The 23,655-nt window shown below is 64.8% G+C and carries 26 protein-coding genes; 5 read left to right on the top strand and 21 right to left on the bottom strand.

Annotation, left to right across the window (positions count from 1 at the left end; translation table 11 throughout):
* Positions 1-41: 41 nt before the first annotated feature.
* From P6U25_RS16505 to P6U25_RS16490, 4 genes are all read right to left on the bottom strand, one after another.
* Positions 42-1,019 carry a beta-ketoacyl-ACP synthase III gene (locus tag P6U25_RS16505; RefSeq protein ID WP_407152181.1) on the bottom strand — a complete coding sequence of 326 codons (978 nt, stop codon included), beginning with the start codon at positions 1,017-1,019 and terminating at the stop codon, positions 42-44.
* Positions 1,016-2,077, bottom strand: coding sequence for a phosphate acyltransferase PlsX (gene plsX / locus P6U25_RS16500; protein WP_407152180.1), 1,062 nt, complete (start codon positions 2,075-2,077; stop codon positions 1,016-1,018). Before plsX ends, P6U25_RS16505 begins: the two co-directional genes overlap by 4 nt.
* A 304-nt stretch (positions 2,078-2,381) precedes the next feature.
* A complete protein-coding gene (locus P6U25_RS16495; protein ID WP_407152179.1) occupies positions 2,382-2,969 on the bottom strand; it encodes a YceD family protein in 588 nt (195 codons plus the stop codon).
* Positions 2,966-3,517, bottom strand: a complete 552-nt coding sequence (locus P6U25_RS16490; RefSeq protein WP_407152178.1) for a ubiquinol-cytochrome C chaperone family protein — start codon at positions 3,515-3,517, stop codon at positions 2,966-2,968. Before P6U25_RS16490 ends, P6U25_RS16495 begins: the two co-directional genes overlap by 4 nt.
* A 135-nt stretch (positions 3,518-3,652) precedes the next feature.
* On the opposite strand from P6U25_RS16490, the gene P6U25_RS16485 reads away from it, so the two are divergent.
* On the top strand, positions 3,653-4,138 hold the full coding sequence (locus P6U25_RS16485) for an outer membrane protein assembly factor BamE (protein WP_407152177.1): 486 nt from the start codon (positions 3,653-3,655) through the stop codon (positions 4,136-4,138).
* Positions 4,139-4,403: 265 nt separating this feature from the next.
* Entirely contained in the window at positions 4,404-5,411 is a 1,008-nt protein-coding gene (locus tag P6U25_RS16480) for a Bug family tripartite tricarboxylate transporter substrate binding protein (RefSeq protein ID WP_407152176.1), read from the top strand.
* A 193-nt stretch (positions 5,412-5,604) separates the two neighbouring features.
* On the opposite strand, the gene P6U25_RS16475 is transcribed toward P6U25_RS16480, so the two are convergent.
* The 8 genes from P6U25_RS16475 to glyA form a co-directional block, all read right to left on the bottom strand.
* A complete protein-coding gene (locus tag P6U25_RS16475; RefSeq protein ID WP_407152175.1) occupies positions 5,605-7,725 on the bottom strand; it encodes a sodium-translocating pyrophosphatase in 2,121 nt (706 codons plus the stop codon).
* 208 nt (positions 7,726-7,933) lie between these two features.
* The gene (gene thiL, locus P6U25_RS16470; RefSeq protein WP_407152174.1) at positions 7,934-8,935 is read right to left on the bottom strand and encodes a thiamine-phosphate kinase; all 1,002 of its coding nucleotides are present in this window, start codon (positions 8,933-8,935) and stop codon (positions 7,934-7,936) included.
* Between the two features lie 138 nt (positions 8,936-9,073).
* A complete protein-coding gene (nusB, locus tag P6U25_RS16465; protein WP_407152173.1) occupies positions 9,074-9,568 on the bottom strand; it encodes a transcription antitermination factor NusB in 495 nt (164 codons plus the stop codon).
* A 2-nt stretch (positions 9,569-9,570) separates the two neighbouring features.
* Positions 9,571-10,062, bottom strand: a complete 492-nt coding sequence (ribH, locus tag P6U25_RS16460; protein ID WP_407152172.1) for a 6,7-dimethyl-8-ribityllumazine synthase — start codon at positions 10,060-10,062, stop codon at positions 9,571-9,573.
* A gap of 121 nt (positions 10,063-10,183) precedes the next feature.
* Complete coding sequence (locus P6U25_RS16455) at positions 10,184-10,792, bottom strand: riboflavin synthase (protein ID WP_407152171.1); 609 nt, start codon at positions 10,790-10,792, stop codon at positions 10,184-10,186.
* Positions 10,792-11,943 carry a bifunctional diaminohydroxyphosphoribosylaminopyrimidine deaminase/5-amino-6-(5-phosphoribosylamino)uracil reductase RibD gene (gene ribD, locus P6U25_RS16450; RefSeq protein WP_407152170.1) on the bottom strand — a complete coding sequence of 384 codons (1,152 nt, stop codon included), beginning with the start codon at positions 11,941-11,943 and terminating at the stop codon, positions 10,792-10,794. Before ribD ends, P6U25_RS16455 begins: the two co-directional genes overlap by 1 nt.
* Complete coding sequence (gene nrdR / locus P6U25_RS16445) at positions 11,940-12,422, bottom strand: transcriptional regulator NrdR (RefSeq protein ID WP_407152169.1); 483 nt, start codon at positions 12,420-12,422, stop codon at positions 11,940-11,942. Before nrdR ends, ribD begins: the two co-directional genes overlap by 4 nt.
* A gap of 28 nt (positions 12,423-12,450) precedes the next feature.
* Positions 12,451-13,752, bottom strand: coding sequence for a serine hydroxymethyltransferase (gene glyA, locus P6U25_RS16440; protein ID WP_407152168.1), 1,302 nt, complete (start codon positions 13,750-13,752; stop codon positions 12,451-12,453).
* Positions 13,753-14,116: 364 nt separating this feature from the next.
* Here glyA and P6U25_RS16435 point away from each other — a divergent pair, with 364 nt between their 5' ends.
* Both P6U25_RS16435 and P6U25_RS16430 read left to right on the top strand, forming a co-directional pair.
* Complete coding sequence (locus P6U25_RS16435) at positions 14,117-14,377, top strand: hypothetical protein (protein ID WP_407152167.1); 261 nt, start codon at positions 14,117-14,119, stop codon at positions 14,375-14,377.
* A 135-nt stretch (positions 14,378-14,512) separates the two neighbouring features.
* A complete protein-coding gene (locus P6U25_RS16430; RefSeq protein WP_407152166.1) occupies positions 14,513-14,893 on the top strand; it encodes a DUF930 domain-containing protein in 381 nt (126 codons plus the stop codon).
* A gap of 78 nt (positions 14,894-14,971) precedes the next feature.
* Here P6U25_RS16430 and P6U25_RS16425 read toward each other — a convergent pair whose 3' ends face one another.
* From P6U25_RS16425 to P6U25_RS16385, 9 genes are all read right to left on the bottom strand, one after another.
* A complete protein-coding gene (locus tag P6U25_RS16425; protein WP_407152165.1) occupies positions 14,972-15,253 on the bottom strand; it encodes a hypothetical protein in 282 nt (93 codons plus the stop codon).
* 211 nt (positions 15,254-15,464) lie between these two features.
* On the bottom strand, positions 15,465-16,964 hold the full coding sequence (locus tag P6U25_RS16420) for a tripartite tricarboxylate transporter permease (RefSeq protein WP_407152164.1): 1,500 nt from the start codon (positions 16,962-16,964) through the stop codon (positions 15,465-15,467).
* The gene (locus tag P6U25_RS16415; protein ID WP_407152163.1) at positions 16,964-17,455 is read right to left on the bottom strand and encodes a tripartite tricarboxylate transporter TctB family protein; all 492 of its coding nucleotides are present in this window, start codon (positions 17,453-17,455) and stop codon (positions 16,964-16,966) included. The genes P6U25_RS16420 and P6U25_RS16415 overlap by 1 nt, the downstream gene beginning before the upstream one ends.
* On the bottom strand, positions 17,452-18,405 hold the full coding sequence (locus P6U25_RS16410; RefSeq protein WP_407152539.1) for a Bug family tripartite tricarboxylate transporter substrate binding protein: 954 nt from the start codon (positions 18,403-18,405) through the stop codon (positions 17,452-17,454). The genes P6U25_RS16415 and P6U25_RS16410 overlap by 4 nt, the downstream gene beginning before the upstream one ends.
* 333 nt (positions 18,406-18,738) lie before the next feature.
* Positions 18,739-19,833, bottom strand: coding sequence for a HoxN/HupN/NixA family nickel/cobalt transporter (locus tag P6U25_RS16405; protein ID WP_407152162.1), 1,095 nt, complete (start codon positions 19,831-19,833; stop codon positions 18,739-18,741).
* Positions 19,834-20,227: 394 nt separating this feature from the next.
* Entirely contained in the window at positions 20,228-20,449 is a 222-nt protein-coding gene (locus P6U25_RS16400) for a hypothetical protein (protein ID WP_407152161.1), read from the bottom strand.
* Between the two features lie 20 nt (positions 20,450-20,469).
* Positions 20,470-20,703: a hypothetical protein gene (locus tag P6U25_RS16395; RefSeq protein WP_407152160.1), complete on the bottom strand. Its 234-nt coding sequence runs from the start codon at positions 20,701-20,703 to the stop codon at positions 20,470-20,472.
* A gap of 185 nt (positions 20,704-20,888) precedes the next feature.
* On the bottom strand, positions 20,889-21,407 hold the full coding sequence (ldtR, locus tag P6U25_RS16390) for a transcriptional regulator LdtR (RefSeq protein WP_407152159.1): 519 nt from the start codon (positions 21,405-21,407) through the stop codon (positions 20,889-20,891).
* Between the two features lie 388 nt (positions 21,408-21,795).
* Positions 21,796-22,257, bottom strand: a complete 462-nt coding sequence (locus tag P6U25_RS16385) for a DUF6163 family protein (protein ID WP_407152158.1) — start codon at positions 22,255-22,257, stop codon at positions 21,796-21,798.
* A 201-nt stretch (positions 22,258-22,458) separates the two neighbouring features.
* Here P6U25_RS16385 and hemB point away from each other — a divergent pair, with 201 nt between their 5' ends.
* The gene (gene hemB / locus P6U25_RS16380; protein WP_407152157.1) at positions 22,459-23,523 is read left to right on the top strand and encodes a porphobilinogen synthase; all 1,065 of its coding nucleotides are present in this window, start codon (positions 22,459-22,461) and stop codon (positions 23,521-23,523) included.
* Positions 23,524-23,655: the final 132 nt, after the last annotated feature.

Here is a 23,655-nt window from a genome sequence, read left to right as displayed (position 1 = left end):
CAAAGAAGCCGGCAAATTACTCGTATTTTTTAGCGATCCGCTTACCAGCGCACGAGCGCCGACCCCCAGGTGAAGCCGCCGCCCATCGCCTCGAACAGCACCAGGTCGCCCTTCTTCACGCGTCCGTCCTTCACCGCAACCGACAGTGCCAGGGGGATCGAGGCGGCCGAGGTGTTGCCGTGCTTGTCGACCGTCAGCACCACCTTCTGCGGCGCAATATGGAGCTTGTGCGCCGATGCATCGATGATTCGCTTGTTGGCCTGATGCGGGATGAACCAGTCAATATCCTCGGCAGTGATGCCGGTCGCATTGAACGCATCGACGATCACGTCGGTGATCATGCCGACGGCATGCTTGAACACCTCCCGGCCCTCCATCCTCAGATGCCCGACCGTCTTGGTCGAGCCGGGACCGCCGTCGACGAACAGCTTGCCCTTGTGACGTCCGTCGGAACGCAGATGCGTGGTCAGCACGCCCGGATCACTGGTCTTGCCGGCGTGCTGCTGCGCCTCGAGCACGATCGCGCCGGCGCCGTCGCCGAACAGCACGCAGGTGCCGCGGTCGTTCCAGTCGAGGATCCGCGAGAAGGTCTCTGCGCCGATCACCAGGGCGCGCTTGTAGGCGCCGGTGCGCAGGAAATTGTCGGCGGTGGCGAGCGCGAACACGAAGCCCGAGCACACTGCCTGCAAGTCGAACGCCGCGCCGTGGTTGATGCCGAGCCCGTGCTGGACCGCGACAGCGGTGGCGGGAAAGGTGTTGTCGGGCGTCGAGGTCGCCAGCACGATCAGGTCGATCGCCTGGGCGTCGAGCCCTGCATCGGCGAGCGCGGCGCGCGCCGCATTGATCGCCAGATGCGAGGTGAACTCGTCGTCGGCTGCGATATGGCGCTCGCGGATGCCCGTGCGCTGCACGATCCACTCATCCGATGTGTCAATTCGGGTCGCAAGTTCGGCATTGGTCAAAACCCGCTCCGGCAAGTATGAGCCGCAGCCGAGCACAACCGAACGTATCGCAGTCACGAGACAGCCTCCTGCGCGGTCTGCGCCTGCACCAGCGCGCTGCCGTCGCGATTGAGCATCTGATTGATCTTGGTGAGGAGATCGTAGTGCGCCATCTCATAGCCAACATCCACCGCATAGGCAAAGCCTTCCGCGTTGATGCCGCCATGGCTCTTGACCACCACGCCCTTCAGGCCGAGCAGCACCCCGCCGTTCGACTTGTTGGGATCGAGCTTGTCGCGGAGCTGCTGGAACGCGCCGCGGGCGAACAGGTAGCCGATGCGCGCCAGCCAGCTCGATGACATGGCCTCGCGCAGCAAGGTGAACATCTGGCGCGCCGTTCCCTCGGCGGTCTTGAGCGCAATGTTGCCGCTGAAACCTTCCGACACGATGACGTCGGCGGCGCCCTTGCCGATGCCGTCGCCCTCGACGAAGCCGACATAGTTGAACTGGGACGAGTTCATCGCCCGAAGCATTCCGGCCGCCTCGCGGATCTCTTCATGACCCTTGATCTCCTCGGACCCGATATTCAGCAGGCCGACGGTCGGGCGCTCGAGGTTGAACAGGACGCTCGCCATCGCGCTGCCCATTACGGCCAGCGTCGCCAGATGCCGGGCGTCGCCACCGATCGTGGCCCCGAGGTCCAGCACGACAGAATCGCCGCGCAGCGTCGGCCACACCGCCGCGAGCGCCGGACGGTCGACGCCGGGCAAGGTCCGCAGATTGAGCCCGCCCATTGCCATCAGCGCGCCGCTGTTGCCGGCAGAGACGGCGACATCGGCAGCGCCATGTTTCACGGCATCGATCGCAAGCCACATCGAGGACGCGCGGCGGGTCCGCCGCAGCGCCTGGCTCGGCTTCTCGTCATTCTTCACCGCGACATCGGTATGGATCACCTTCGACACCGCTTTCAGCGCCGGATGCCTGGCGAGCTCGGGCTCGATCTTGGCTTGGTCGCCGAACAACAGGAATTCGCTGTCAGGATGACGACTCAACGAAATCGCAGCGCCGGGAATGACGACGGATGCGCCGACATCGCCCCCCATGGCGTCAAGCGCGATTCGAACCTTTTGAGGCATGAACGTCCCGGAAACCTGCTCTCCCACAGCCTTTTCAGATCAAGGCCGCGAGCTTGAAGTCACCGCTGTCAACGGCGCGCGGCGAAACGCCAACTCGCGTCCCGGCCGGGCCGCGACAATAGCGTGTCCGCGGTCCGACACAACCTCTTGACGGCGTTCCATGATGTGGCCGGACCGTCACACAATACATCACGCCAAAACGAAAATACATGACGTTTCAATATATTGTGACGATTATCTGATCTGGCAAGGGATGCCCCTCGCGCGTTTCCGCACACAGGTCATCCCCGTACAAAAGTAGGTCTTAGCCGCCCTTCGGCTTCTTGCCGTCGGTCTTACCCTTCAAGGCCTTCAGCGCGGCAAAGGGATGGTCTTCCGGATCAGGCGCTTCAACCGGCTGTTCAAAGACCGCATCCGGCTTGCGTGGATACGGATCGATACCAAGAAACAGCGCGTCAGTGGCGAGCCGGCCGATGTCGATGAAGCCGTTGACGATCGGCTCCGGTGGATCCGGCGTCTCGTCGTCGCTATCCTCGGCATCGTCGACCAGATCGGCCATCTGCGGAATCTGCTCCGGCGGCGCGAACATCACGTCGATCGGTTCGTCGATGTCGTTCTCGATCGGGTCGAGCGTCACCACGCAGGTCTGCCCGACCCGTCCCTGCACGTTGCCGGTGACGTGGTAGCTGCCGTCGCGTTTCGGCATGATGTCGAATGCCGCATGCGCGGAAATCAGCTCGCGCAGCCCGGCGATCTCGGCCATCGCCCTGCGGGCCGCCTCGTCCGCCTCGATCTCGCGGTGCAGCCCGGACTCCGGGACCTGCGCCGCATTGATGAGGACGCGCCAGGGATCACGCACCGGCGCAGGCCGTCCTGTCGTGCCACCGCTCATGCCGATTCACCTGCGCTTTGTAGCGACGGAAAGCGCCATGCGCCCTGAACCAGGGCAGCCAGATCGACCCGCGACAGCTCCGCCATCGCGCGCCTTGCATAGGCCGCGAGTTCCCGCGCCTTGTCGATGTCCCTGCCGTTGAGGATGTTCTTGCAGAACGACTGGGCCAGCGCCTCGTCACTGTCGGTCAGCGCCAGATCATAGGCCGCGGTCCGGCCGTAAAACGCTTCGCCAAACGCCTGCATGCGCTTCGGCACGGTTAGGTCGCCGACGCCCATCTCGCGCAGATTGTCGTCCATATCGACGCAGAAGTGGTCGAATAGGGCCTGCGACAGATCCGCGCCGGCGCCAGCGGATTTGAGCTGCCGCAATACCAGCCAAAGATGCAGCAAAAGCAGGTCGAAACGGCCATTGACCGTGTCCGGGACGCCCAAGTCACGGTAAAACAACGGTTCTCGCGCCTGCGTCACGATCATGCCATAGATGGTCTCAATGGTGCTGCGCGGCGGCACCCGGGGTTTCCTGAAGTGATTAAACGGCCAAAGCATGATGGGTTCCGGCTGCGGGCCCAGAGGTCGCCTGTTGAGGGTTAGCCTGTTGGAGGCTTGGCTATATTGCAATCCATTGAGCTGCCCGGTACGTCAACGGCTCGCCCGACGCAAGGGGACCAATCAGTTCCGTCGATGAACCAGACATTCCCAACTCAGCCACGCGGAGCGTCCGCGCGCGGCCTGTTCTCGCGCATCCGCGCGATCTCCGCCGTCGGCTTCCTCTGTGCCGCCTGTGCGAGCCTTGGAGCATGCACCGGCGAGCAATTCCAGAAGGGCTACATCCTGCCGGACGGCGCGCTGGAGCAGATTCCGATCGGCGCGAGCCAGGACCAGGTGCTGATCGTACTTGGCACGCCTTCCACGGTCGCCACGCTCGATGGTGAGGTGTTCTATTACATCTCGCAGCGGACCTCCCGCCCGGTCGCCTTCATGAACCAGCACGTGATCGACCAGCGCGTGATCGCGGTCTATTTCGACAAGAACCGGCAGGTGCGGCGGCTGGCCAATTACGGCCTGAAGGACGGCAAGATCTTCGACTTCGTCAGCCGCACCACGCCGACCTCGGGCCAGGAGATGTCCTACCTGACGCCACTGTTCAAGCTGTTAAGCTTCAACTAGGCCGAGTGGCGACGGACACAACATCGCCTGCAAGATCGACGGCTTCGGCGCGACGAAGCTGAAGTCGGAATCCGTGAAGGAAGGCCCGGTACACGCGCTTCGTGGCGCCTGAGCTTGGCCGATCCAAACGTGGCCGCAGCCTGCTGCGCGACGTCCGCGCAATGTCGATGGTGAGCCGGACACCTGCGCCAAGTTGCCGCTTGCCCGAAAGACAAGCGGTCCCCTAGGGTCGCTCGCAAACGTTGCGAGACCAGGGGGCAAACGCATGATCAGCAAGAGATTTTCCCGTCGTACGGTATTGTCGGGCGCAGCCGCGCTGTCGGCCGCGGCGATTCTGCCTCGTGCGAGCCTGGGCGCCGGAGATTGGCGGCCGACCGAGACGGTCCGGATCATCGTTCCGGCCGCAGCGGGCGGCTCGACCGACGTGATGGGACGGCTCCTCGCCGCGCACCTGCAGCCGATCTGGGGCCAGTCGGTGGTCGTCGAAAACCGCTCCGGTGCGGGGGGCACCATCGGGACCGCGGAGGTCGCCCGCAACAGGGGCGACGGCCACACCATCCTGATCGGCAATCCCGGGCCGAACGCAATCGCCTACAGCATCTTCAGGAACCTGCCGTACAAGGCCGACCAGCTCCAGCCAGTCTCCAACATGATCCGGATTCCGAACATCGTCACCGCCCATCCGACCACCGGCATCAAATCAATTCCGGAGCTGATCGCCTACCTGAAGGCCAATCCCGACAAGCTCACCTATGGCTCGTCCGGCACCGGACAGAGCCCTCACCTCACCGGGGCCTGGTTCCTCCAGCTCACTGGACTGAAGATGACGCATGTGCCGTTCCGCGGCGCCGGGCCTGCACTCCAGGCCGCGCTCGCCGGCGACATCCAGATCCTGTTCGACAACCTCTATCCGTCGCTGCCGCAGGTGCTCGACGGCAAGCTCAACGGGCTCTGCGTCACCACGCCCGAGCGCAGCGAGGCCGCGCCGAAGCTGCCGCCGATGCGCGAGGCCGCACCGGAGCTTGCCAGGTTCGATGTCGCGTCCTGGTTTGGCGTGTTTCTGCCGAAGGCGGCGCCAGCCCCCGTGGTCGATGAGCTGAACCGGCAGGTCAAGGCGATGCTGGACCGCGACGACGTCAAGAAGAACATCGCCGGCATGGGCGCCAGCGCCGACTACGGTACGCCGCAGCAGTTCTCGGATTTCGTCGGGGCGGAGACGACGAAATTTGCCGCGATCATCGAGAAGGAAGGCCTGCAGATGGAGGTGAAGTGACGGCGTAGCCGTCGTTCCGGGGCGCCTCGAAGAGGCGACCCACAATGCGCAATTGCGCATTGTGGAATCTCGAGAGTCTCAGGCGCGCAAGCGCGCCATAGTTCGCCTCTTCGCATCGCCCTGGAATGACATCGCAAGACAAAACCCCGCGGCTTGCGCCGCGGGGTTTTGCGTTTCAGTCGCTCCGCGCCACTCAGTGCGCGAGGATCGCCAGCAGCAGCAGCGCCACGATGTTGGTGATCTTGATCATCGGGTTCACCGCGGGACCCGCGGTGTCCTTGTAGGGATCGCCGACGGTATCGCCCGTCACCGCTGACTTGTGGGCGTCTGAGCCCTTGCCGCCATAGTGACCGTCCTCGATGTACTTCTTGGCATTGTCCCAGGCGCCGCCGCCCGAGGTCATCGAGATCGCGACGAACAGGCCGGTGACGATCACGCCGAGCAGCATGGCGCCGACCGCCGAGAACGCCGCCGATTTGCCGGCCGCGCCGCCGCCCGCGATCGCGTAGATCACGAAGTAGACGACGATCGGCGACAGCACCGGCAGCAGCGACGGGATGATCATCTCCTTGATCGCCGCCCTGGTCAGCAGGTCGACGGCCTTGCCGTAGTCGGGCTTGTCGGTGCCCTGCATGATGCCGGGCTTCTCGCGGAACTGACGGCGCACCTCCTCGACGATCGCGCCGGCGGCGCGTCCGACCGCCGTCATGCCCATCGCACCGAACAGATACGGCAACAGGCCGCCGAACAGCAGGCCCACCACCACATAGGGGTTGTTGAGCGAGAAGTCCGGATTGACGCCCTTGAAGTAGGCGTGGGCGTTACCGTCGCTGATGAAGAACTTGAGGTCCTGGTTATAGGCCGCAAACAGCACCAGCGCACCGAGACCGGCGGAGCCGATCGCGTAGCCCTTGGTCACCGCCTTGGTGGTGTTGCCGACCGCGTCGAGCGCGTCGGTCGACTTGCGCACCTCCTTGGGCAGCCCCGCCATCTCGGCGATGCCGCCGGCGTTGTCGGTGACCGGGCCGAAGGCGTCGAGCGCGACGATCATGCCGGCCAGCGCCAGCATGGTGGCGGTCGCGATTGCGATGCCGAACAGGCCGGCCAGGCTGTAGGTGACGAGGATGCCGGCGATGATGACGATCGCGGGCAGCGCGGTCGCTTCCATCGAGACCGCCAGACCCTGGATCACGTTGGTGCCGTGACCGGTGACCGAGGCGGAAGCGATCGACTTCACCGGGCGATAGTCGGTGCCGGTGTAGTACTCGGTGATCCAGATGATCAGACCGGTGACCACGAGACCGACCACGCCGCACCAGAACAGTGCCATGCCGGTGTACTCGACGCCGTCGAGCTTGCCGAAGCCGATCAGCCAGTTGATGGCGGCTGCGACGCCGATCAGCGACAGGATGCCGGTGGCGATCAGGCCCTTGTACAGCGCGCCCATGATCGACTGGCTCGCGCCGAGCTTGACGAAGAAGGTGCCAATGATCGAGGTGATGATGCAGATGCCGCCGATCGCGAGCGGCAGCGTCATCATGTTCACCAGGATCGGCGTCTTGGCGAAGAAGATCGCGGCGAGCACCATGGTTGCGACCGCGGTCACCGCATAGGTCTCGAACAGGTCGGCCGCCATGCCGGCGCAGTCGCCGACATTGTCGCCGACGTTGTCGGCGATGGTCGCCGGATTGCGCGGATCGTCCTCGGGGATGCCGGCCTCGACCTTGCCGACGAGGTCGCCGCCGACGTCAGCACCCTTGGTGAAGATGCCACCGCCGAGACGGGCGAAGATCGAAATCAGCGAGGCGCCGAAGCCCAGCGCCACCATGGCGTCGACCACGGTCCGACTGCTGGCCTCCAGCCCGAGGAAGTGGACCAGCACGATGAAGTAGATGGTGACGCCGAGCAGCGCGAGACCGGCGACCAGAAGGCCGGTGATCGCGCCGGCCTTGAAGGCGAGCTCGAGGCCGCCTGCGAGCGAGGTGGTCGCCGCCTGCGCGGTGCGGACGTTGGCGCGCACCGAGACGTTCATGCCGATGAAGCCGGCGGCGCCCGACAGGATGGCGCCGATCGCAAAGCCGATCGCAACCAGCACGCCGAGGAAGTAGGCCAGCAGCAGAAAGATCACGATACCGACCATGCCGATCGTGGTGTACTGGCGGCGCAGGTAGGCCTGGGCCCCCTCACGCACGGCGCCTGCGATCTCCTGCATGCGCGGACTGCCTGCATCCGCGTTCAAGACCGACGACGTCGCCCAGATCGCGTAGACGACGGAAAGCGCCCCGCAGAGCACAATCAACCATAATGCTGTCATTGAATGTTGCCTCAGATCCTTGATGTAACCCCCGCGCCTTTTTTGCTGGCGCTTATTTTGCGAGGATCATCCCTCCCCAAGAGAGGCATGTCCTCAAATCGGGCGAGACCTTGCCAAAATCGTTAACCCCGCGCAACGGCACCTGGGGCCGAAAACGCCGATATTGGCAGCTCTTTAGGAGGAAAGTCGCGGCTTGCGGCCGGGTGTACTAGAAATGGCTGTAGGACAGCCGCTCCAGAGTCAGTTCCCTGCCCTGTCCGTCGAGGAAACGCGGACCGACGCGGCCACTGACGATCCGACCGATGGCGGCGACAGCGACGCCTGCGCCCTGCGCCGCCAGCGCAAAGGCGTCGGCGCGGTCCTCGGGCACGGCGCAGAGAATTTCGTAGTCGTCGCCGCCAGCGATCAACGCCTCGACGCCGACCGTGCCGTCCGCAAGCAGCGGTGCGACAGCCCGGGAGTGCGGGATGCGCGGCAGCTCGATGTCGGCCGACACGCCCGACGCTGCACACAGCTTGGCGAGGTCCCCCGCCAGCCCGTCCGATACATCCATCGCGGCGCTGGCATGCTCGCGCACTGCCAACGCCAGCGCGTTGCGTGGCTGCGGGATACGATACCGGGAGGCGAGCCAATCCCTGGCGGCGGCATCCTCAGCAAGCGCCGCGGCGACCGGACCGCCCCGCAACACGTCGAGGCCGAGCGCGGCATCGCCGATCGTTCCGGTGACGAACACACGATCGCCGGCCTTTGCACCGGAACGGTGCACCATGCGGCCATCAGGCACCCGCCCGAACGCCGTGATCGAGATCATCAACGGTCCCGGCGTCGACACGGTGTCGCCGCCCAGCAGCGGGCAACCGTACTGCGCGGCGTCTTCGCCGAGCGCAGCCGCGAACGGCTTCAGCCAGGCCTCCTCGACCCCGCGTAGCGCCACCGTCAGCACGAAGCCCGCGGGCACGGCGCCCTTGGCCGCAATGTCGGACAGGTTCACCCGCAGCGCCTTGCGCGCCAGCGTATCGGGCGGATCGCCGGCGAGGAAATGCACACCCTCGACAATCGCATCCGTCGTGACCACGATCTCCTCGCCGCCCGCCTTCAGCGCGCCGGCGTCGTCGTCGAGATTGAACGCGCCGGGATCGGTCACGAGCGGCTTGAAATAGCGCGCGATGAGGCTGTCTTCGCCGGATGGACTACTCTGACGATCTGCCATGGTGCGCGCCTCACCCTCGTCCGTCATCGCCCGGCTTGACCGGGCGATCCAGTACGCCGCGGCATCGGTGGCCGATGGCTGCTGCCGCGGCGTACTGGATCACCCGTATGCGCGGGTGATGACAGCTCAGCACATGGCTCACCCCCGCACAAACTCATCGCTGCGGAACTGGCGCGCGATCTGGTCGAGCACGGCGTTCACCATGCCGGTCTCGTCCTTTTCGACAAAGGCATGGGCGACGTCGACATATTCGGAGACGACGACACGGCCCGGCACGTCCTTGCGATGCTCGAGCTCGTAGGAGCCGGCGCGCAGCACGGCACGCAGGATCGCGTCGATCCGCTTCAGCGGCCAACCCTTCGACAGCGCGTCGTCGATCAAGGGATCGAGCCTCGCCTGGTCGCGTACCACACCGGAGACGACGTCGCGGAAGAATGCAGCCTCGGCCGGCAGGTATTTCTCACCCTCGACCTCGTTGCCGAGCCAGTGGCTCTCGAACTCGGCGAAGATGTCGTTGAGGCCGGCGCCGGCGATATCCATCTGGTACAGTGCCTGCACTGCCGCGAGCCGCGCGGCACCGCGCCGGTTGGCTTTCCTGTCGGGACCTTTCGCCGGCTTCTTGCTCTCTGCCATGGTCAGGCCTTTGCCAGACGGCGTTTGATGCGCAGCATCGCAAGCGCCGCGCGCGCCGCGTCGCCGCCCTTGTTCAATTCGCTGGCACGCGCCCGTGCCCAGGCCTGCGCCTCGGTGTTGACGGTCAGGATGCCGTTGCCGACCGGGAATTTCCGGCTGACCGCCAGATCCATCAGTCCGCGCGAGGACTCGTTCGACACGATCTCAAAATGGATGGTGTCGCCGCGCACCACGCAGCCGAGCGCAATGGCCGCATCATACGGCTTGCCGCCCGATTCCGCCGCATCGATCGCAATCGCGATCGCGGCCGGAATCTCCAGCGCGCCCGGCACCGTGATCACGTCATAGGTCACGCCGGCCGCCTTCAGCTCGGCCACCGCGCCCTCCAGCAGCGCATCCTGGATGTCGTCATAGAACCGCGCCTCGACGATCAGCGCGCGGGCGCCTGATATGTCGGTCTGGTCCTTCAGGGGTGCGCGCCGCGCGTCAGCCATTCTTCAATCCGTTTCATTCTGGTACCGGCGCGGTATGTAGTCGCCAGTGGTAGCCAAGCCAAGCATCAATGTTAGAGGTCGTCATTCCGGGATGGTCCGAAGCGGAATGACCGCTCCGCCGTCACTTCATCTCCGACAGCCGCGCCGCGTAGCGGGCCATCAGGTCGACCTCGATATTGACCTCGCTGCCGGCCTTCCAGCCGCTCAGGGTGGTGACCTCCAGCGTATGCGGGATGATCAGCACCGAAAAGGTCACGTCATCGACCGTATTCACCGTCAGCGACACGCCGTCCAGTGTCACCGAGCCCTTGGCCGCGATGAACCGCGCGAGCTCACGGGTGGTTTTCAGCTCGAAACGGGCCATGTCGGGCAGATCGTCGCGCCTGACGATGGTCGCGACGCCGTCGGCGTGGCCGGCCACGATGTGGCCGCCGAGCTCGTCGCCGATCTTGAGCGCGCGCTCGAGGTTGAGCCGGGTTCCCTCGACCCAGCCCTTCGCCGTGGTCATGCCGAGCGTCTCGGCTGCGGCATCGACGTCGAACCAGGTCTTGCCGCCGGTGGTGCCGGAGGCGACCACCGTGAGACAGACGCCGTTGCAGGCGATCGAGGCGCCGTCGGCGATCGTGGTCTGGTCGTAGTCGCAGGCGATCCGCATCCGGTGCAGTTGCCCCTGCGCCACCTGCTTCAGATGGGTGATTTCACCGACATCGGTGACAATTCCGGTAAACATTACGCACGCTCGTAGATATCAAGACTGTCTTTGCCGAGCGCCTCGCTAGCACGAAGCCTGAACGACGGCGACTGCGTGATTGCGGCGAGCGGCAATGCGTCCAACGCGGGAACGCCGTCGGCGCCGATGCTCTCAGGCCCGCGCAACAGCCAGATTTCGTCGACGAGGCCGGCAGCGACGAAAGACGATGCAACCCGTGCCCCACCCTCGACCATCAGCCGCGTGATCCCCTTCTCCGCCAGCGTATGGAGCACGGCCGGCAAATCGAGCCCGGGCGGCATCGCCGTCGAGGCGACGCGGATCACCTGCGCGCCGGCGGCACCGAGCTTCACCGCGGCGGGCGCTTCCGCCATGTCCGATGTCATCACCCAGAGCGGGGTCTCGCGCGCGGAATGCACCAGGCGGCTGTCGCCCGGCGTCCGCAAGGCGCGGTCCAGCACGACGCGGACCGGCGAGCGCGACGCCATGCCCGGCAGCCGGCAGGTGAGCAATGGATCGTCCGCCAGCACCGTGCCGATCCCGACCAGGATCGCATCGCTCTGCGCGCGCAACAGATGCACACGGGTCCGTGCCGCATCGCCTGATATCGCGACCGGCCGGTTGCCGGCGGCGGCGATCATGTCATCGGCCGACAGCGCGAGCTTGAGGATCACGTGTGGGCGGCCATCACGGACGCGGCGGAAGTGCCCGGCATGGTCGAGCGCGGCCTCCGTCGCACACAACCCGACATCGACGGCGATGCCGGCGGCGCGCAGCCTGGCGTGGCCCTGCCCGGCGACCTCCGGATTGGGATCCTCGATCGCCGAGACCACGCGGGCAACCCCCGCCGCGACGACGGCGTCGGCACAGGGTGGCGAGCGGCCGAAATGCGAACAGGGCTCGAGCGTCACATAGAGCGTGGCGCCACGGGCGGCGGGACCGGCGCGCCTGAGCGCCTCCACCTCCGCATGCGGACGCCCGCCTGGTTGGGTCCAGCCGCGGCCGACGATCACGCCGTCCTTGACGATCACGGCGCCGACCGCCGGGTTGGGCCAGGTCCGCCCCAGTCCGCGCCGGCCGAGCGCGAGCGCGAGCTGCATGAAACGTAGATCGGCAGCCTTCGCGTCTCTGGATTTTTGCGCGAGCTGATCTTCCAGAATGCGGAAGATCATTTTCGCAGCGTCGCGACCTGCGGGTCGTCCTCGCCGTGCAGCTCGCCGAGCACGATCTCGAAGTCCTTGGCCTCGCGGAAATTGCGATAGACCGAGGCGAACCGCACATAGGCGACATCGTCGAGCTGGCGCAGATGCTCCATCACGATCTCGCCGATCGCCTCCGAGGACACTTCGGCTTCGCCGCCGCTTTCGAGCTCGCGCACGATCGCCGACACCGTCTTCTCCAGCCGCTCGGAATCCACCGGGCGCTTGCGCAGGGATATCTGCAGCGAGCGCACCAACTTGTCGCGATCGAACGGCACGCGGCGGCCGTTGCGCTTGATCACGGTGAGTTCGCGGAGCTGCACCCGCTCGAATGTCGTGAAGCGGAAGTTGCAGGCCATGCAGACGCGCCGCCGGCGGATCACGGCGGAGTCCTCGGTCGGACGCGAGTCCTTGACCTGCGTATCAAGACTGTTGCAGCTCGGACAGCGCATCCGACGGAGCCCCTTGGAGAGCGATACCTTACTGATAGATCGGGAAGCGATCGGTCAGCGCCTTGACGCGCTCCTTGATCGCGGCCTCGACCAGCGGCGCCTTGCCGTCGGGCGACTGCGCGAGCGCATTCAGCACCTCGGCAATCATGCCGCCGACCTGCTTGAACTCGGCGACGCCGAACCCGCGCGTGGTCGCCGCCGGGGTGCCGAGCCGCAGGCCGGAGGTGACGAACGGCTTCTCGGGATCGAACGGGATGCCGTTCTTGTTGCAGGTGATGGCGGCGCGCACCAGCGCCTTCTCCGAGACGTTGCCCTTCAGTCCCTTCGGACGCAGGTCGACCAGCATCAGATGGTTGTCGGTGCCGCCGGACACGATGTCGAGGCCGTGGCCACGCAGCGTCTCCGCCAGCGCCTTGGCGTTCTCGACCACGTTCCTGGCGTAGACCTTGAAGTCCGGCCGCAGCGCCTCGCCGAACGCGACCGCCTTGGCGGCGATGACGTGCATCAGCGGGCCGCCCTGCAGGCCCGGGAAGATCGCCGAATTCAGCTTCTTGGCGAGCGTCTCGTCATTGGTGAGGATCAGGCCGCCGCGCGGCCCCCGCAGCGACTTGTGCGTCGTGGTCGTGGTGACGTGGGCGTGCGGCACCGGCGAAGCATGCACGCCGCCGGCGACGAGGCCCGCGAAATGCGCCATGTCGACCAGGAGATAGGCGCCGACGCTATCGGCGATCTCGCGGAAGCGCTTGAAATCCCAGGCGCGCGAATAGGCCGAGCCGCCGGCGATGATCAGCTTCGGCTTAACCTCCTCGGCCTGCTTTTGCACCGCGTCCATGTCGATGATCTGGTCCTCGCGCCGCACGGTGTAGTGCGCGGCCTTGAACCACTTGCCGGACATGTTGACCGGCGAGCCATGAGTGAGGTGGCCGCCGGCGGCGAGATCGAGGCCCATGAAGGTGTCGCCGGGCTGCAGCAGGGCCAGGAACACCGCCTGGTTCATCTGGCTGCCGGAATTGGGTTGGACGTTGGCGAACTGGGCGCCGAACAGCCTCTTGGCGCGATCGATCGCCAGGTTCTCGGCGACGTCGACCCACTCGCAACCGCCATAGTAGCGCGCGCCCGGATAGCCCTCGGCGTATTTGTTGGTCATCACCGAGCCCTGTGCTTCCAGGACCGCCCGGCTGACGATGTTCTCCGAGGCGATCAGCTCGATCTCATGGCGCTGGCGCCCAAGCTCACCCTTGATCGCGGCTGCGATCTCGGGATCGGCCTCGGCAAGACCGGCCGTGAAGAAGGAGTCGGGCGCGGAAGCAGTTTTGGGCGAAGAGGTCATCGGCGAAATATCTCCACCGCCGCAAGCCTTTACGCAGGATGCGGACGGTCACGAGTGGCGGTCGAAGCTGGTCGCAGAGCGATACCACATCGGCCCAAAATGGCCAAGCGGTTGCGGTCCCCCACCGCCGATTATGCCAGATATGGTGGGGACGGCGGGGATCCGCCAGATCGACCCGGGGACTGGTTTCCCTCGCCGCCCGGCGCGGACGGCGGCGAAACCGGCGGAACAGATGCCCGGCCCCGGGATATCTGAAAGGCCGCCGCCGGCGTTACATCACCGGCAACGCCGTACGATAGAGCCGATCGGAATTCGCCGATGGATCCTTTGCGGGGTCCATCACGTCATTATTTGGTCGAGCGGCGTGAAACGCCAGCCGCGTCGGCGACGTACAGCACGCATGCGGTGGCTGGATTTGCGGCAGGGAGCGCGGCTGTGGTCCGCGATCTGGGTCATGAGCAAGACGACCAAAGAACTCAAGAGGCAAGCCCGGAGGGCCGAAGTCGCGGCAAAGGCGACTGCCGATGAAATCGTGACCAGGGAGCTGAAGGCGCTCGCGACAGCGTTTCGCGCGCAAGCCAAGGTCATCAAGCAGAACAAGAAAAAGAAGACCTCGCCGGCGTGAGCCCCGGCTCGCGCAATCGTGCGCGACTTGCACACGGCGATACCGCCGACGACGTGCGCCGATGATTGATGGGCGTGCGTGTTTTTGTATATCACGCGGACCCGTCGATTCCCTCCTCTCGACAGCGAGGCACAATTGAGACTGATCTACCTGACGGCGCTGCTCGCGCTGTCCACGCCCGCTTTTGCCCAAGACCAACGCTTCCTCGACAGCCTGCGCAGGCTCGAGCCGCAAACGAGACTAGAGCAGGTCTGCGACTACGCCGTGATGTCCCGCATCGACCGCGACACCGGAAAGGAGGCCGATCGGGCGAAGTCGGACGTCACCTCGCGTCCCTCGCACGCTGGCGACACGATCACGGCGACGGGCGGCGCGTTCCGCAGCAACGGCCGATGGTACGGATTATCCTACGTCTGCCAGGGCACGCCCGACCACCTGCACGTAACGAGCCTGCACTACAAGATCGGCGGCACGATCCCGGAATCGAAGTGGGCCTCGCTCGGCCTCTGGCGATAGCAGCGACGCGCGAGCCAGCTCGCGAACCGGCGCGACAGGTAGCGTCGAGCGGCGGCTTCCTGAGCGCGCGGATCAACGTCAGAATGCATTCTTGAATTGCGCGACATAGTCGGGGCTCCCATAGACCCACATCGGCTCGTCGCATTGTTGCGGGCCTTGGTCGTTCATGCAGGCAGCACTCCATGGCGGGGCCGCGATCTGACGACCTACGATCCCAGCCCCTTGCAGTCGACCGCCAATGATCGGTCGCTTGGCGATGCGCGTGATAGTGCGACTTTTGTCAGTTTGCACATGAGCCGTGGCTTGCGTCGCGAGAAATGGCACCAGCAGTAATGCCGCCAGAAGGTATGCGATCTTCATTGTTCAGCCGCCTTGATTGAGCCTCGCGGGGGCGGAGGCATGTGCGTTGCTGAATGGAAGACCGGGATTGGACTCTGGATATTTCCGGATCACGCAAACGTTTGGCTTGATCGACGCATCGCGCGCAGCATGCGTAAAATAGGCTACACGGCCTCGGCGCCCAGCGGACTCCGGCAAAACCGTCCGCCCGGTCGATTGATGGGGTCACAGCTTAATCTTCGTTGGCCTTGAACCGTCCCAGCCCCTTCAGCACGAACGGCGCCAGCAGCGCGATCAGCGCGATCGCGAGCAGCGTCGCCGACATCGGGCTTTGCAGCAGCACCAGGGGATCGCCGAGGCTGATCGCCAGCGCACGGCGCAACTGGCTCTCGGCGATCGGCCCAAGGATGAGGCCGATAACGACGGGCGCGATCGGAAAATCGAACCGGCGCATCGCAAAGCCCATCACGCCGAACGCCGCCAGCATCGACAGTTCGACCACCGACGGTTTGGCGGCGATGGTGCCCATGGTCGCGAACACCAGGATGCCGGCGTAGAGCCAGGGTTGCGGGATCGCGAGCAGCCGCACCCACAGGCCGACCAGCGGCAGATTGAGCACCAGCAGCATGCCGTTGGCGATGAACAGGCTCGCGATCAGTCCCCACACCAGATCGGGCCGCTCGGCGAATAAGAGCGGTCCAGGGTTCAGGCCGTATTGCTGGAAGCCTGCGAGCATCATCGCCGCGGTCGCCGAGGTCGGCAGCCCCAGCGTCAACAGCGGCACCAGCGTGCCGGCGGCGGAGGCGTTGTTGGCGGCTTCGGGGCCGGCGACGCCTTCGATCGCACCTTTACCGAATTCCTCCGGATGCTTTGTGAGCCGCCGTTCGGTGGAATAGGACAGGAAGGTCGGGATCTCGGCGCCGCCGGCGGGCAGCGCACCGATCGGGAAACCGAACAGCGTGCCGCGCAGCCATGGCCTCCACGACCGCCGCCAGTCCTCGCGCGTCATCCACAGCGAGCCGCGCACCGGCTCGAGCTTCTCCTCGGTATGATGACGGCGCGAGGCGACATAAAGCGCCTCCCCCACCGCGAACAGGCCGACCGCGAGCGTCGTCACTTCGACGCCGTCGAGCAGTTCAGGGATGCCGAAGGCAAGCCGCGCCTGACCGGTGAGCTTGTCGATGCCGACAAGCCCGAGCGTCAGGCCGATGAACAGGCTGGTCAATCCGCGAACCGGCGAGTCGCCGAAGGTCGCCGAGACCGTGACGAAGGCAACGCACATCAGCGCGAAGTAATCCTCTGGCCCGAAGCGGACCGCGACATCGACCAGCCAGGGCGCCAGGAAGGCGAGACCGATGGTGGCGATGGTGCCTGCCACGAACGAGCCGATCGCCGAGGTCGCAAGTGCCGGACCTCCGCGGCCGGCCTTCGCCATCTTGTTGCCCTCGAGCGCGGTCGCCATCGACGCGCTCTCGCCCGGCGTGTTGATCAGGATCGCGGTGGTCGAGCCGCCATACATGCCGCCGTAATAGATGCCGGCGAACATGATCAGCGAGCCGCCGGGATCGAGCTTGTAAGTCACCGGCAACAGCAAGGCGACCGTCAGCGCCGGACCGATGCCCGGCAACACGCCGACCGCGGTGCCGAGGAACACACCGATCAGCGCATAGAGCAGATTCATCGGCTGGACGGCAACTGCCATGCCATGCGCCAGCGCGGCGAAGGTATCCATCACAGCAATCGCTCCAGCGGGCCGGCAGGAAGGCTCAGCGTCAACAGCTTGTCGAACGCGAGATAGATCAGGGTGGTCATGACGAGTGCGATCACGCTGTCAGCCAGGATGGCACGCCGGCCGAATGCAGCCGAGGTGGTGACGAACAGTGCCGAGGTGGCGAGGATGAAGCCGCCGCCGAAGCCGATGATCGCGATCAAGAGTGCAAGCCCGGCGATGATCAACCACACCGGCCTGGGATCGGCGCTCTCGCGCGGCGGCAGGTTGCCGCGCAACGCATCGATCAGATTGCCGATGGCGAGCATGACGAGGCCGACGGCGATGACGACCGGCATCGCCTCGGGCCCCATTCCGTACATCGTTGTGGACGGCAGCTTGCTCGCATCCCAGACCAGCACCGCAGCGAGCGCGGCAAGCGCCGCTGCGATGACAAGTCCCGCACGATCGACACGCCGCCTCTGCCCGCCGCCGGAAGCACCGTCCGGCGTCATGACTTCACGAGGCCGACGGACTTCAGCACGTCGGTGACGCGCGCGGTCTCCTTCTTCAGGAACTCCGCGAACGCGTCGCCGCCGAGATAGGCGTCATCCCAGCCCTTCTGCTTCAGGATCTCCTTCCACGCGGCGGACTTCACCATCTTCTCCACGGCGTCGCTCAACGTCTTGCGTTGCTCCGGCGTGATGCCGGGCGGCGCGACCACCGAGCGCCAATTGGCCAGCACCAGATCGATGCCCTGCTCCTTGAAGGTCGGGATGTCGACGCCGGACAGACGCTTCTCCGAGGTCACGCCGAGCGCCCGCAGCTTGCCGGCCTTGATCTGGCCCTCGTACTCGCTCAGTCCCGAGATGCCTGCGGTGACCTTGCCGCCGAGAATGGCGGCGAGCGATTCTCCGCCGCCGGAAAACGGAATGTAGTTGATCTTCTTCGCGTCGGCGCCGACCGCGCCGGCGAACAGCGCGGCCATCACATGGTCGACACCCCCGGCCGAGCCGCCGGCAAAGGTGACCTTGGCGATATCGGCCTTGACGGCGGCCGCAAGATCCTGCGCCGTCTTAATCGGCGAATTCGCCGGCACGACGATGACCTGGATTTCTTCTGTGAGGCGCGCGATCGGCGTCACCTGATCGAGCGTGACCGGCGACTTGTTCATGGCGAGCGCCCCGACCATCACGAAGCCGTTCACCATCATCTGGTTGCCGTCGCCCTTGGCGCCGTTGACGAATTGCGCGATGCCGACGCTGCCGCCGGCACCGGGAACGTTCGTCACCTGGACGCTGCGCGCGACGCCGGAGGCGACGAGCGCCTGCTGCATCGATCGCGCGGTCTGATCCCATCCGCCGCCGGGCGCCGCCGGTGCCATCAGCTTGAGCTCGAGCTGCTGCGCGCTCGCCGTATGGCTCACTCCGAGCATCAGTGCGACGATCGCGCCGAGCAGGCGCATGCGGGACGGCATCATTGGGCTCCTCCTGATTGTCGGAGCGGCCGATCGATCACTCGCCGCACCTGTCACGTGGTCGCACGTCAGTCGGAAAGCGGACGCTGTTTGAAGGAATCGCTTGCCGGTGTCGCGTGCCCTAGCGACCATTCGACACAGGCTTCGGCAAGCCGACCGGCGCGAGAACCGCATGCAGCAAATCGTCGCACTGCCGGGCACGTGGTTCGATGATAGGCGGTGTGCCGAATCAGGCGGATCGCAGCCGCTCAGTTGGCCGTGCGCCTCTCTGTTCTCAGCGGATTGCGCGGCGACCAACCCTTCGCGGGCAACGCCGATCTCTCACGATGTCGGCGTCTCGACCACACTTCCTTGCTGCTTGATCTCGTCGAACCGGCCGAGCCGATACACCAGCACCGAGATCAACCACGCAGCGATGAACACGGCCACGATGAGATATCCGAGCAGGCTGAAATCGTCGCTAATCTTGCCGACGAGTTCCCAGAACGGTCCTTGAAGATCGAGCTTGCTCGCGATCAGACCGAGCGCCTCGATGCCGCCGATCAAGAGCGCAACGATGATCGAGATCAGCGTCATGGTCAGATTGTAGTAGAGCTTGCGCACGGGCTGCCGGAACGCCCAGCCATAGGCCTGAACCATGATGATGCCGTCGGCGGTGTCGATCAGCGACATGCCGGCGGTGAACAGCGCCGGAAACACCAGGATCGACCACACCGGCAAGCCGGCGGAGCCCTGCGCGGCGGAAATTCCGATCAGGCCGATCTCGCTCGCGGTGTCGAATCCCAGGCCGAACAGAAAACCGAGCGGATACATCTGCCAGCTCCTGGTGATCAACGCGAACAGCGAGCGCAGCATGCGGGCAAAGAAGCCGCGCTGTTGCAGCAGCTCGTGAAGCTCCTGCTCGGTGGCGTGATCGCCGCGGCGGGACGCCTGAAAGGCGCGAAAGACCGAGATCAGGATCATCGTATTGATCAGGGCGATCACCAGCAGGAAGACGGCGGACACCCCGGTCCCGATCACGCCGCCGAACGCCTTGAAGCCCTCGAACCTGGCTTCGAGGGCGCCAACCGAGATCGCAACCAGCAAGGAGGCCGCGATCACCACCGTCGAATGGCCCATCGCGAAGAACAGGCCGACGCCGAGCGGCCGCTTGCCGTCCTGTATGAGCTTGCGCGTGACGTTGTCGATCGCCGCGATATGGTCGGGGTCGACGGCGTGACGAAGCCCGAGCGTGTAGGCGAGCGATGCCGTTCCAAGCAGCAGCGGATAATCGCGAAAGCTGAGATAGGCCCAAAGCCAGACCGCGACGTTCACCAGGACCAGCAGCGCACCGAGACAATACGCCTTCGCCTTGGCATCGGCCGCTTCGTCGTCGAACAGTCCTAAGATCAATGCACGCCCGCCATCGCCGGTCACCAGCGATCCCCGCTGGATCTCTGCAGTTCGATTTGCCCGGCGCCTGGACGCTAGCCGCACCTGTATGACGATACAATACGAATATCATACCGCATCCAAGGCGCCGTCTGCGGGTGTTGCATCTCTACCTGATGAGGGCGAAGCGAAGATGCAAAGCTCGGGCAATTCATGTCGCGAGAACGCAGATTCACTTTCTTCTCGATCGTCATGCCCGCGCAGGCGGGCATCCAGTACGCCGCGGCCTCTCGGCTCAAGCCCCAACGTCTCTGGAATACTGGGTCACCCGCCTTCGCGGGTGACGACGCCGCCAGGCTGTTTGACAGTTGAATCGGAATCTGCGTCGCGTCATTGCGCGAGCACGCCGATGCGTCTCGCAATGACGGGAGCGAGAGGCCTACAGCCCGGTATACCCGGCCTTCACATGGTCCGCGCTGCCGTCGAGCTGCCGCAGATAGGTCAAACCGCAGACGGTCAACCGATGCGGGTCGGTCTCGCCGGCCTCGAACAGCGTCCGCACGTACTCGGTCACCTTGGCGCGCGCTTCGTCGCTCGCTGCGGCCGTGCGATTGAGCAGCAGATCGTAGGTCAGCATGATGCGATCGATGGCGGCTTCCATTGATGTCTCCGGGTTAACGCTCAAGCGACGACCAGCGTCTCGGCCTCAAATTGCGCGATCGCCTTGTTGGCGAGGCGGATCCTGTTGAGCTCACCGCGCTGGAACAGCGTCACGATGATGCCGAGCAGGCGCTCGTTGGTGACGAATGTGTCGGGAATGGCGCCGGATTTGCGCAGATAGTTCGATGCGATCGCGTAGGCGTCACCGACGACCTCGACGTTCAACACGATCTGCATCTCGCGCTCGACCACCATATCCCCAGTCTCCATTGGGCTGACAATAAGCCGTAAGGACGGACTTGGTTCCTCGTCGACGCGCTTTTTTTTCGCAGATGCAGCATGACAAAACGCACCGGCCGGGCATGGCCGATGCGTGTCTGGAGGATGGCTGCCGGTCTTCTGGATTGGCCGGCTTGGCCGTCAGGCGGGAAAGATGGGGCTTAGAGGCGATAGAGGATCTGGTCGGTCCAGAACCGCTCGAGACGGTGCAGCGACTTGTTGAGGCTTGCGAACTCTTCGTTCGAGATGCCGCCGACCTGCTCCACTGTCTTGACGTGCTTCTGATAGAGCGCGTCGACGATGCGGCGGACCTCCTGGCCCTGCGCAGTCAAGCGAATTCGAACCGAGCGGCGATCGACGCGCGAGCGCTGATGATCGAGGAAGCCGAGCTCGACGAGCTTCTTCAGATTGTAGGAGACGTTGGAGCCGAGATAGTAGCCACGGGTGCGCAGCTCGCCAGCGGTCAGCTCCTTATCACCGATGTTGTAGAGGAGCAGCGCCTGCACCGAGTTGATGTCGGCGCGGCCGCGGCGGTCGAACTCGTCCTTGATGACATCGAGGAGCCGGCGATGCAGCCGCTCCACCAAAGTCAGTGCTTCGAGATAGAGCGGCTGCACCGGCGATTGACCGGTAGCGCGATCAGCGGCTTCCACCGCCGTTGTCGCAACGGCTTTGATCATGACACTTCCCCTGTTGTCGCTTTTATCGACTTATTCGACGAAACTTGTGTCCCGCCTGATAGGTGCAACGTAAGGGGGCCGTTTGAAGATCAGCTTAAATAAGACAATAAAGAGATCATGAATTTAAGACAGTGAATCGCGGATTAAGCCCGTAGATCAAGGACTTTCGGCAACTTTTCATTGACGGTGGAGAGCCCTTTGTTCACGCTTCGTCTGCCTGCCCTGTCGCATTCGGAAACAGCTTCGTCTGAATTCGAAACGGTGACGTAACAGGTGTGAGGGAACCCTTTACAGTCACCGAACGGTTACCGGAAAAAATCTCGAAAAATCTTATGGGATCGCGTGATGGATTGTGCATGCGATGCGCGTCGTGGCGGCGTGTGCCGCGCTACGGCGGCCGTTCACGCGCTGCCATCCAGGCGAGCGCAAGATAGGCGGCGAGCATCACCGCCTCGAACCCGACCACCATCAGGCTGCCGCCATAGATCGCCGGAAACATCAGCTCGATCACCGCCATCGACACCACGGTGGTCAGCCACACCACGGCACCCCAGGGCGTCGCAAGCCATAGTCCGACCGCGGCGACGAGCTCAATCACGGCGAAATAGACCGTCGCGGTCTGCCAGGCCCAGGACTGGTTCTCGAAGGCCTCCTCCTCGCCACCGACGAAGCCGGTCACCTGAGCCCAGTGATAAAGACCCTTGGCGATCGACACGACCGCCATGATGCGCAGGAAGATGACGAGGCGGCGCGTCCACGCATTCTCATCCGGCTCGATACGGTCAGAGGAGATTCCGCCGACCGTCATGGCGTTGTCCCGCGACTGGTCGCGCGCAGAAGTGTCAGACATGCGAATCGCTGCGCAAGGGCTGCAAATTGGGGTTCATGGCGGCAGTCTTGGCCCGCCGTCACCGCAAAATCAATTGCCGTTGCGGCAAATCGAGGGCGTCAGGACGCAATGCCAAGGGCGCAATGACGGCGCCCCCTGAAAGATGCTAGAAATGGACTTATATCAGATCCGGCCTAACCCGCCGTTGAGGAGACCTAAGACATGGCGATCAAATTCGGGCGCCCGATCGAACTGCGCGACGCGCCGCGGCGCCAGGCCGACACCCTTGCCTCGCCGTCGCTCGACCTCGCGATCCGCATGCGCCGCAACCGCAAGTCGGAATGGGCGCGGCGCCTGGTGCGCGAGAACGTGCTGACGACCGACGACCTGATCTGGCCGATGTTCGTGGTCGACGGCCGCAACGCGCGCACTCCCGTTGCCTCGATGCCCGGCGTCGAACGGCTCACCGTCGACCAGATCGTCCGCGACGCCGAGCGCGCCGCCAAGCTCAACATCCCCTGCATCGCGCTGTTCCCCTTTACCGAACCGTCTCTGCGCGACGAGCAGGGCTCGGAGGCGCTCAACCCCAACAACCTCGTTTGCCAGGCGGTGCGCGCGATCAAGACGGAATTTCCCGACATCGGCGTGCTCTGCGACGTCGCACTCGATCCGTTCACCAGCCATGGCCATGACGGGCTGATCGCCGACGGCAAGATCCTCAACGATGAGACGGTTGCGGTGCTGGTGAAGCAAGCACTGACGCAGGCCGAGGCCGGCTGCGACGTAATCGCGCCCTCCGACATGATGGACGGCCGCGTCGGCGCGATCCGCGAGGCGCTTGACGACAATGGCTTCGGCGACGTGCAGATCATGTCCTACGCCGCGAAATACGCCTCGGCCTTCTACGGCCCGTTCCGCGACGCGATCGGCTCGGCGAAGACGCTGACCGGCGACAAGCGCACCTATCAGATGGACTGCGGCAATTCCAACGAGGCGCTGCGCGAGGTCGAGCTCGACATCGCCGAAGGCGCCGACATGGTGATGGTGAAGCCGGGCATGCCGTATCTCGACATCGTACGCCGCGTGAAGGACACGTTCGCGATGCCGACCTTCGTGTATCAAGTGTCCGGCGAGTACGCGATGATCGCCGGCGCCGCCGCCAATGGCTGGATCGACGGCGAGCGCGCGATGATGGAGAGCCTGGTCGGTTTCAAGCGCGCCGGTGCCGACGGCATCCTGACCTATTTCGCGCCGCAGGCAGCAGAGAAGATCAAGGCGGAGCGCTGAGGAGTAGCAAGTGGGGGAGTAGCGAGTGGAAACGCGTTCCCTATTCGCTATTCACCATTCGCCATTTGCCCCTGCCCCCTTGGCAGGTCCGGCGTAGCTTCCCATCTCCTCGGCGGGACTCTCATTGGAGGT

It is taken from the genome of Bradyrhizobium sp. ORS 86, assembly GCF_045571475.1.
GTDB lineage: Bacteria > Pseudomonadota > Alphaproteobacteria > Rhizobiales > Xanthobacteraceae > Bradyrhizobium.
Note: the sequence above shows the minus strand (reverse complement) of the source record. Positions and strands in the feature narration are given on the sequence as shown.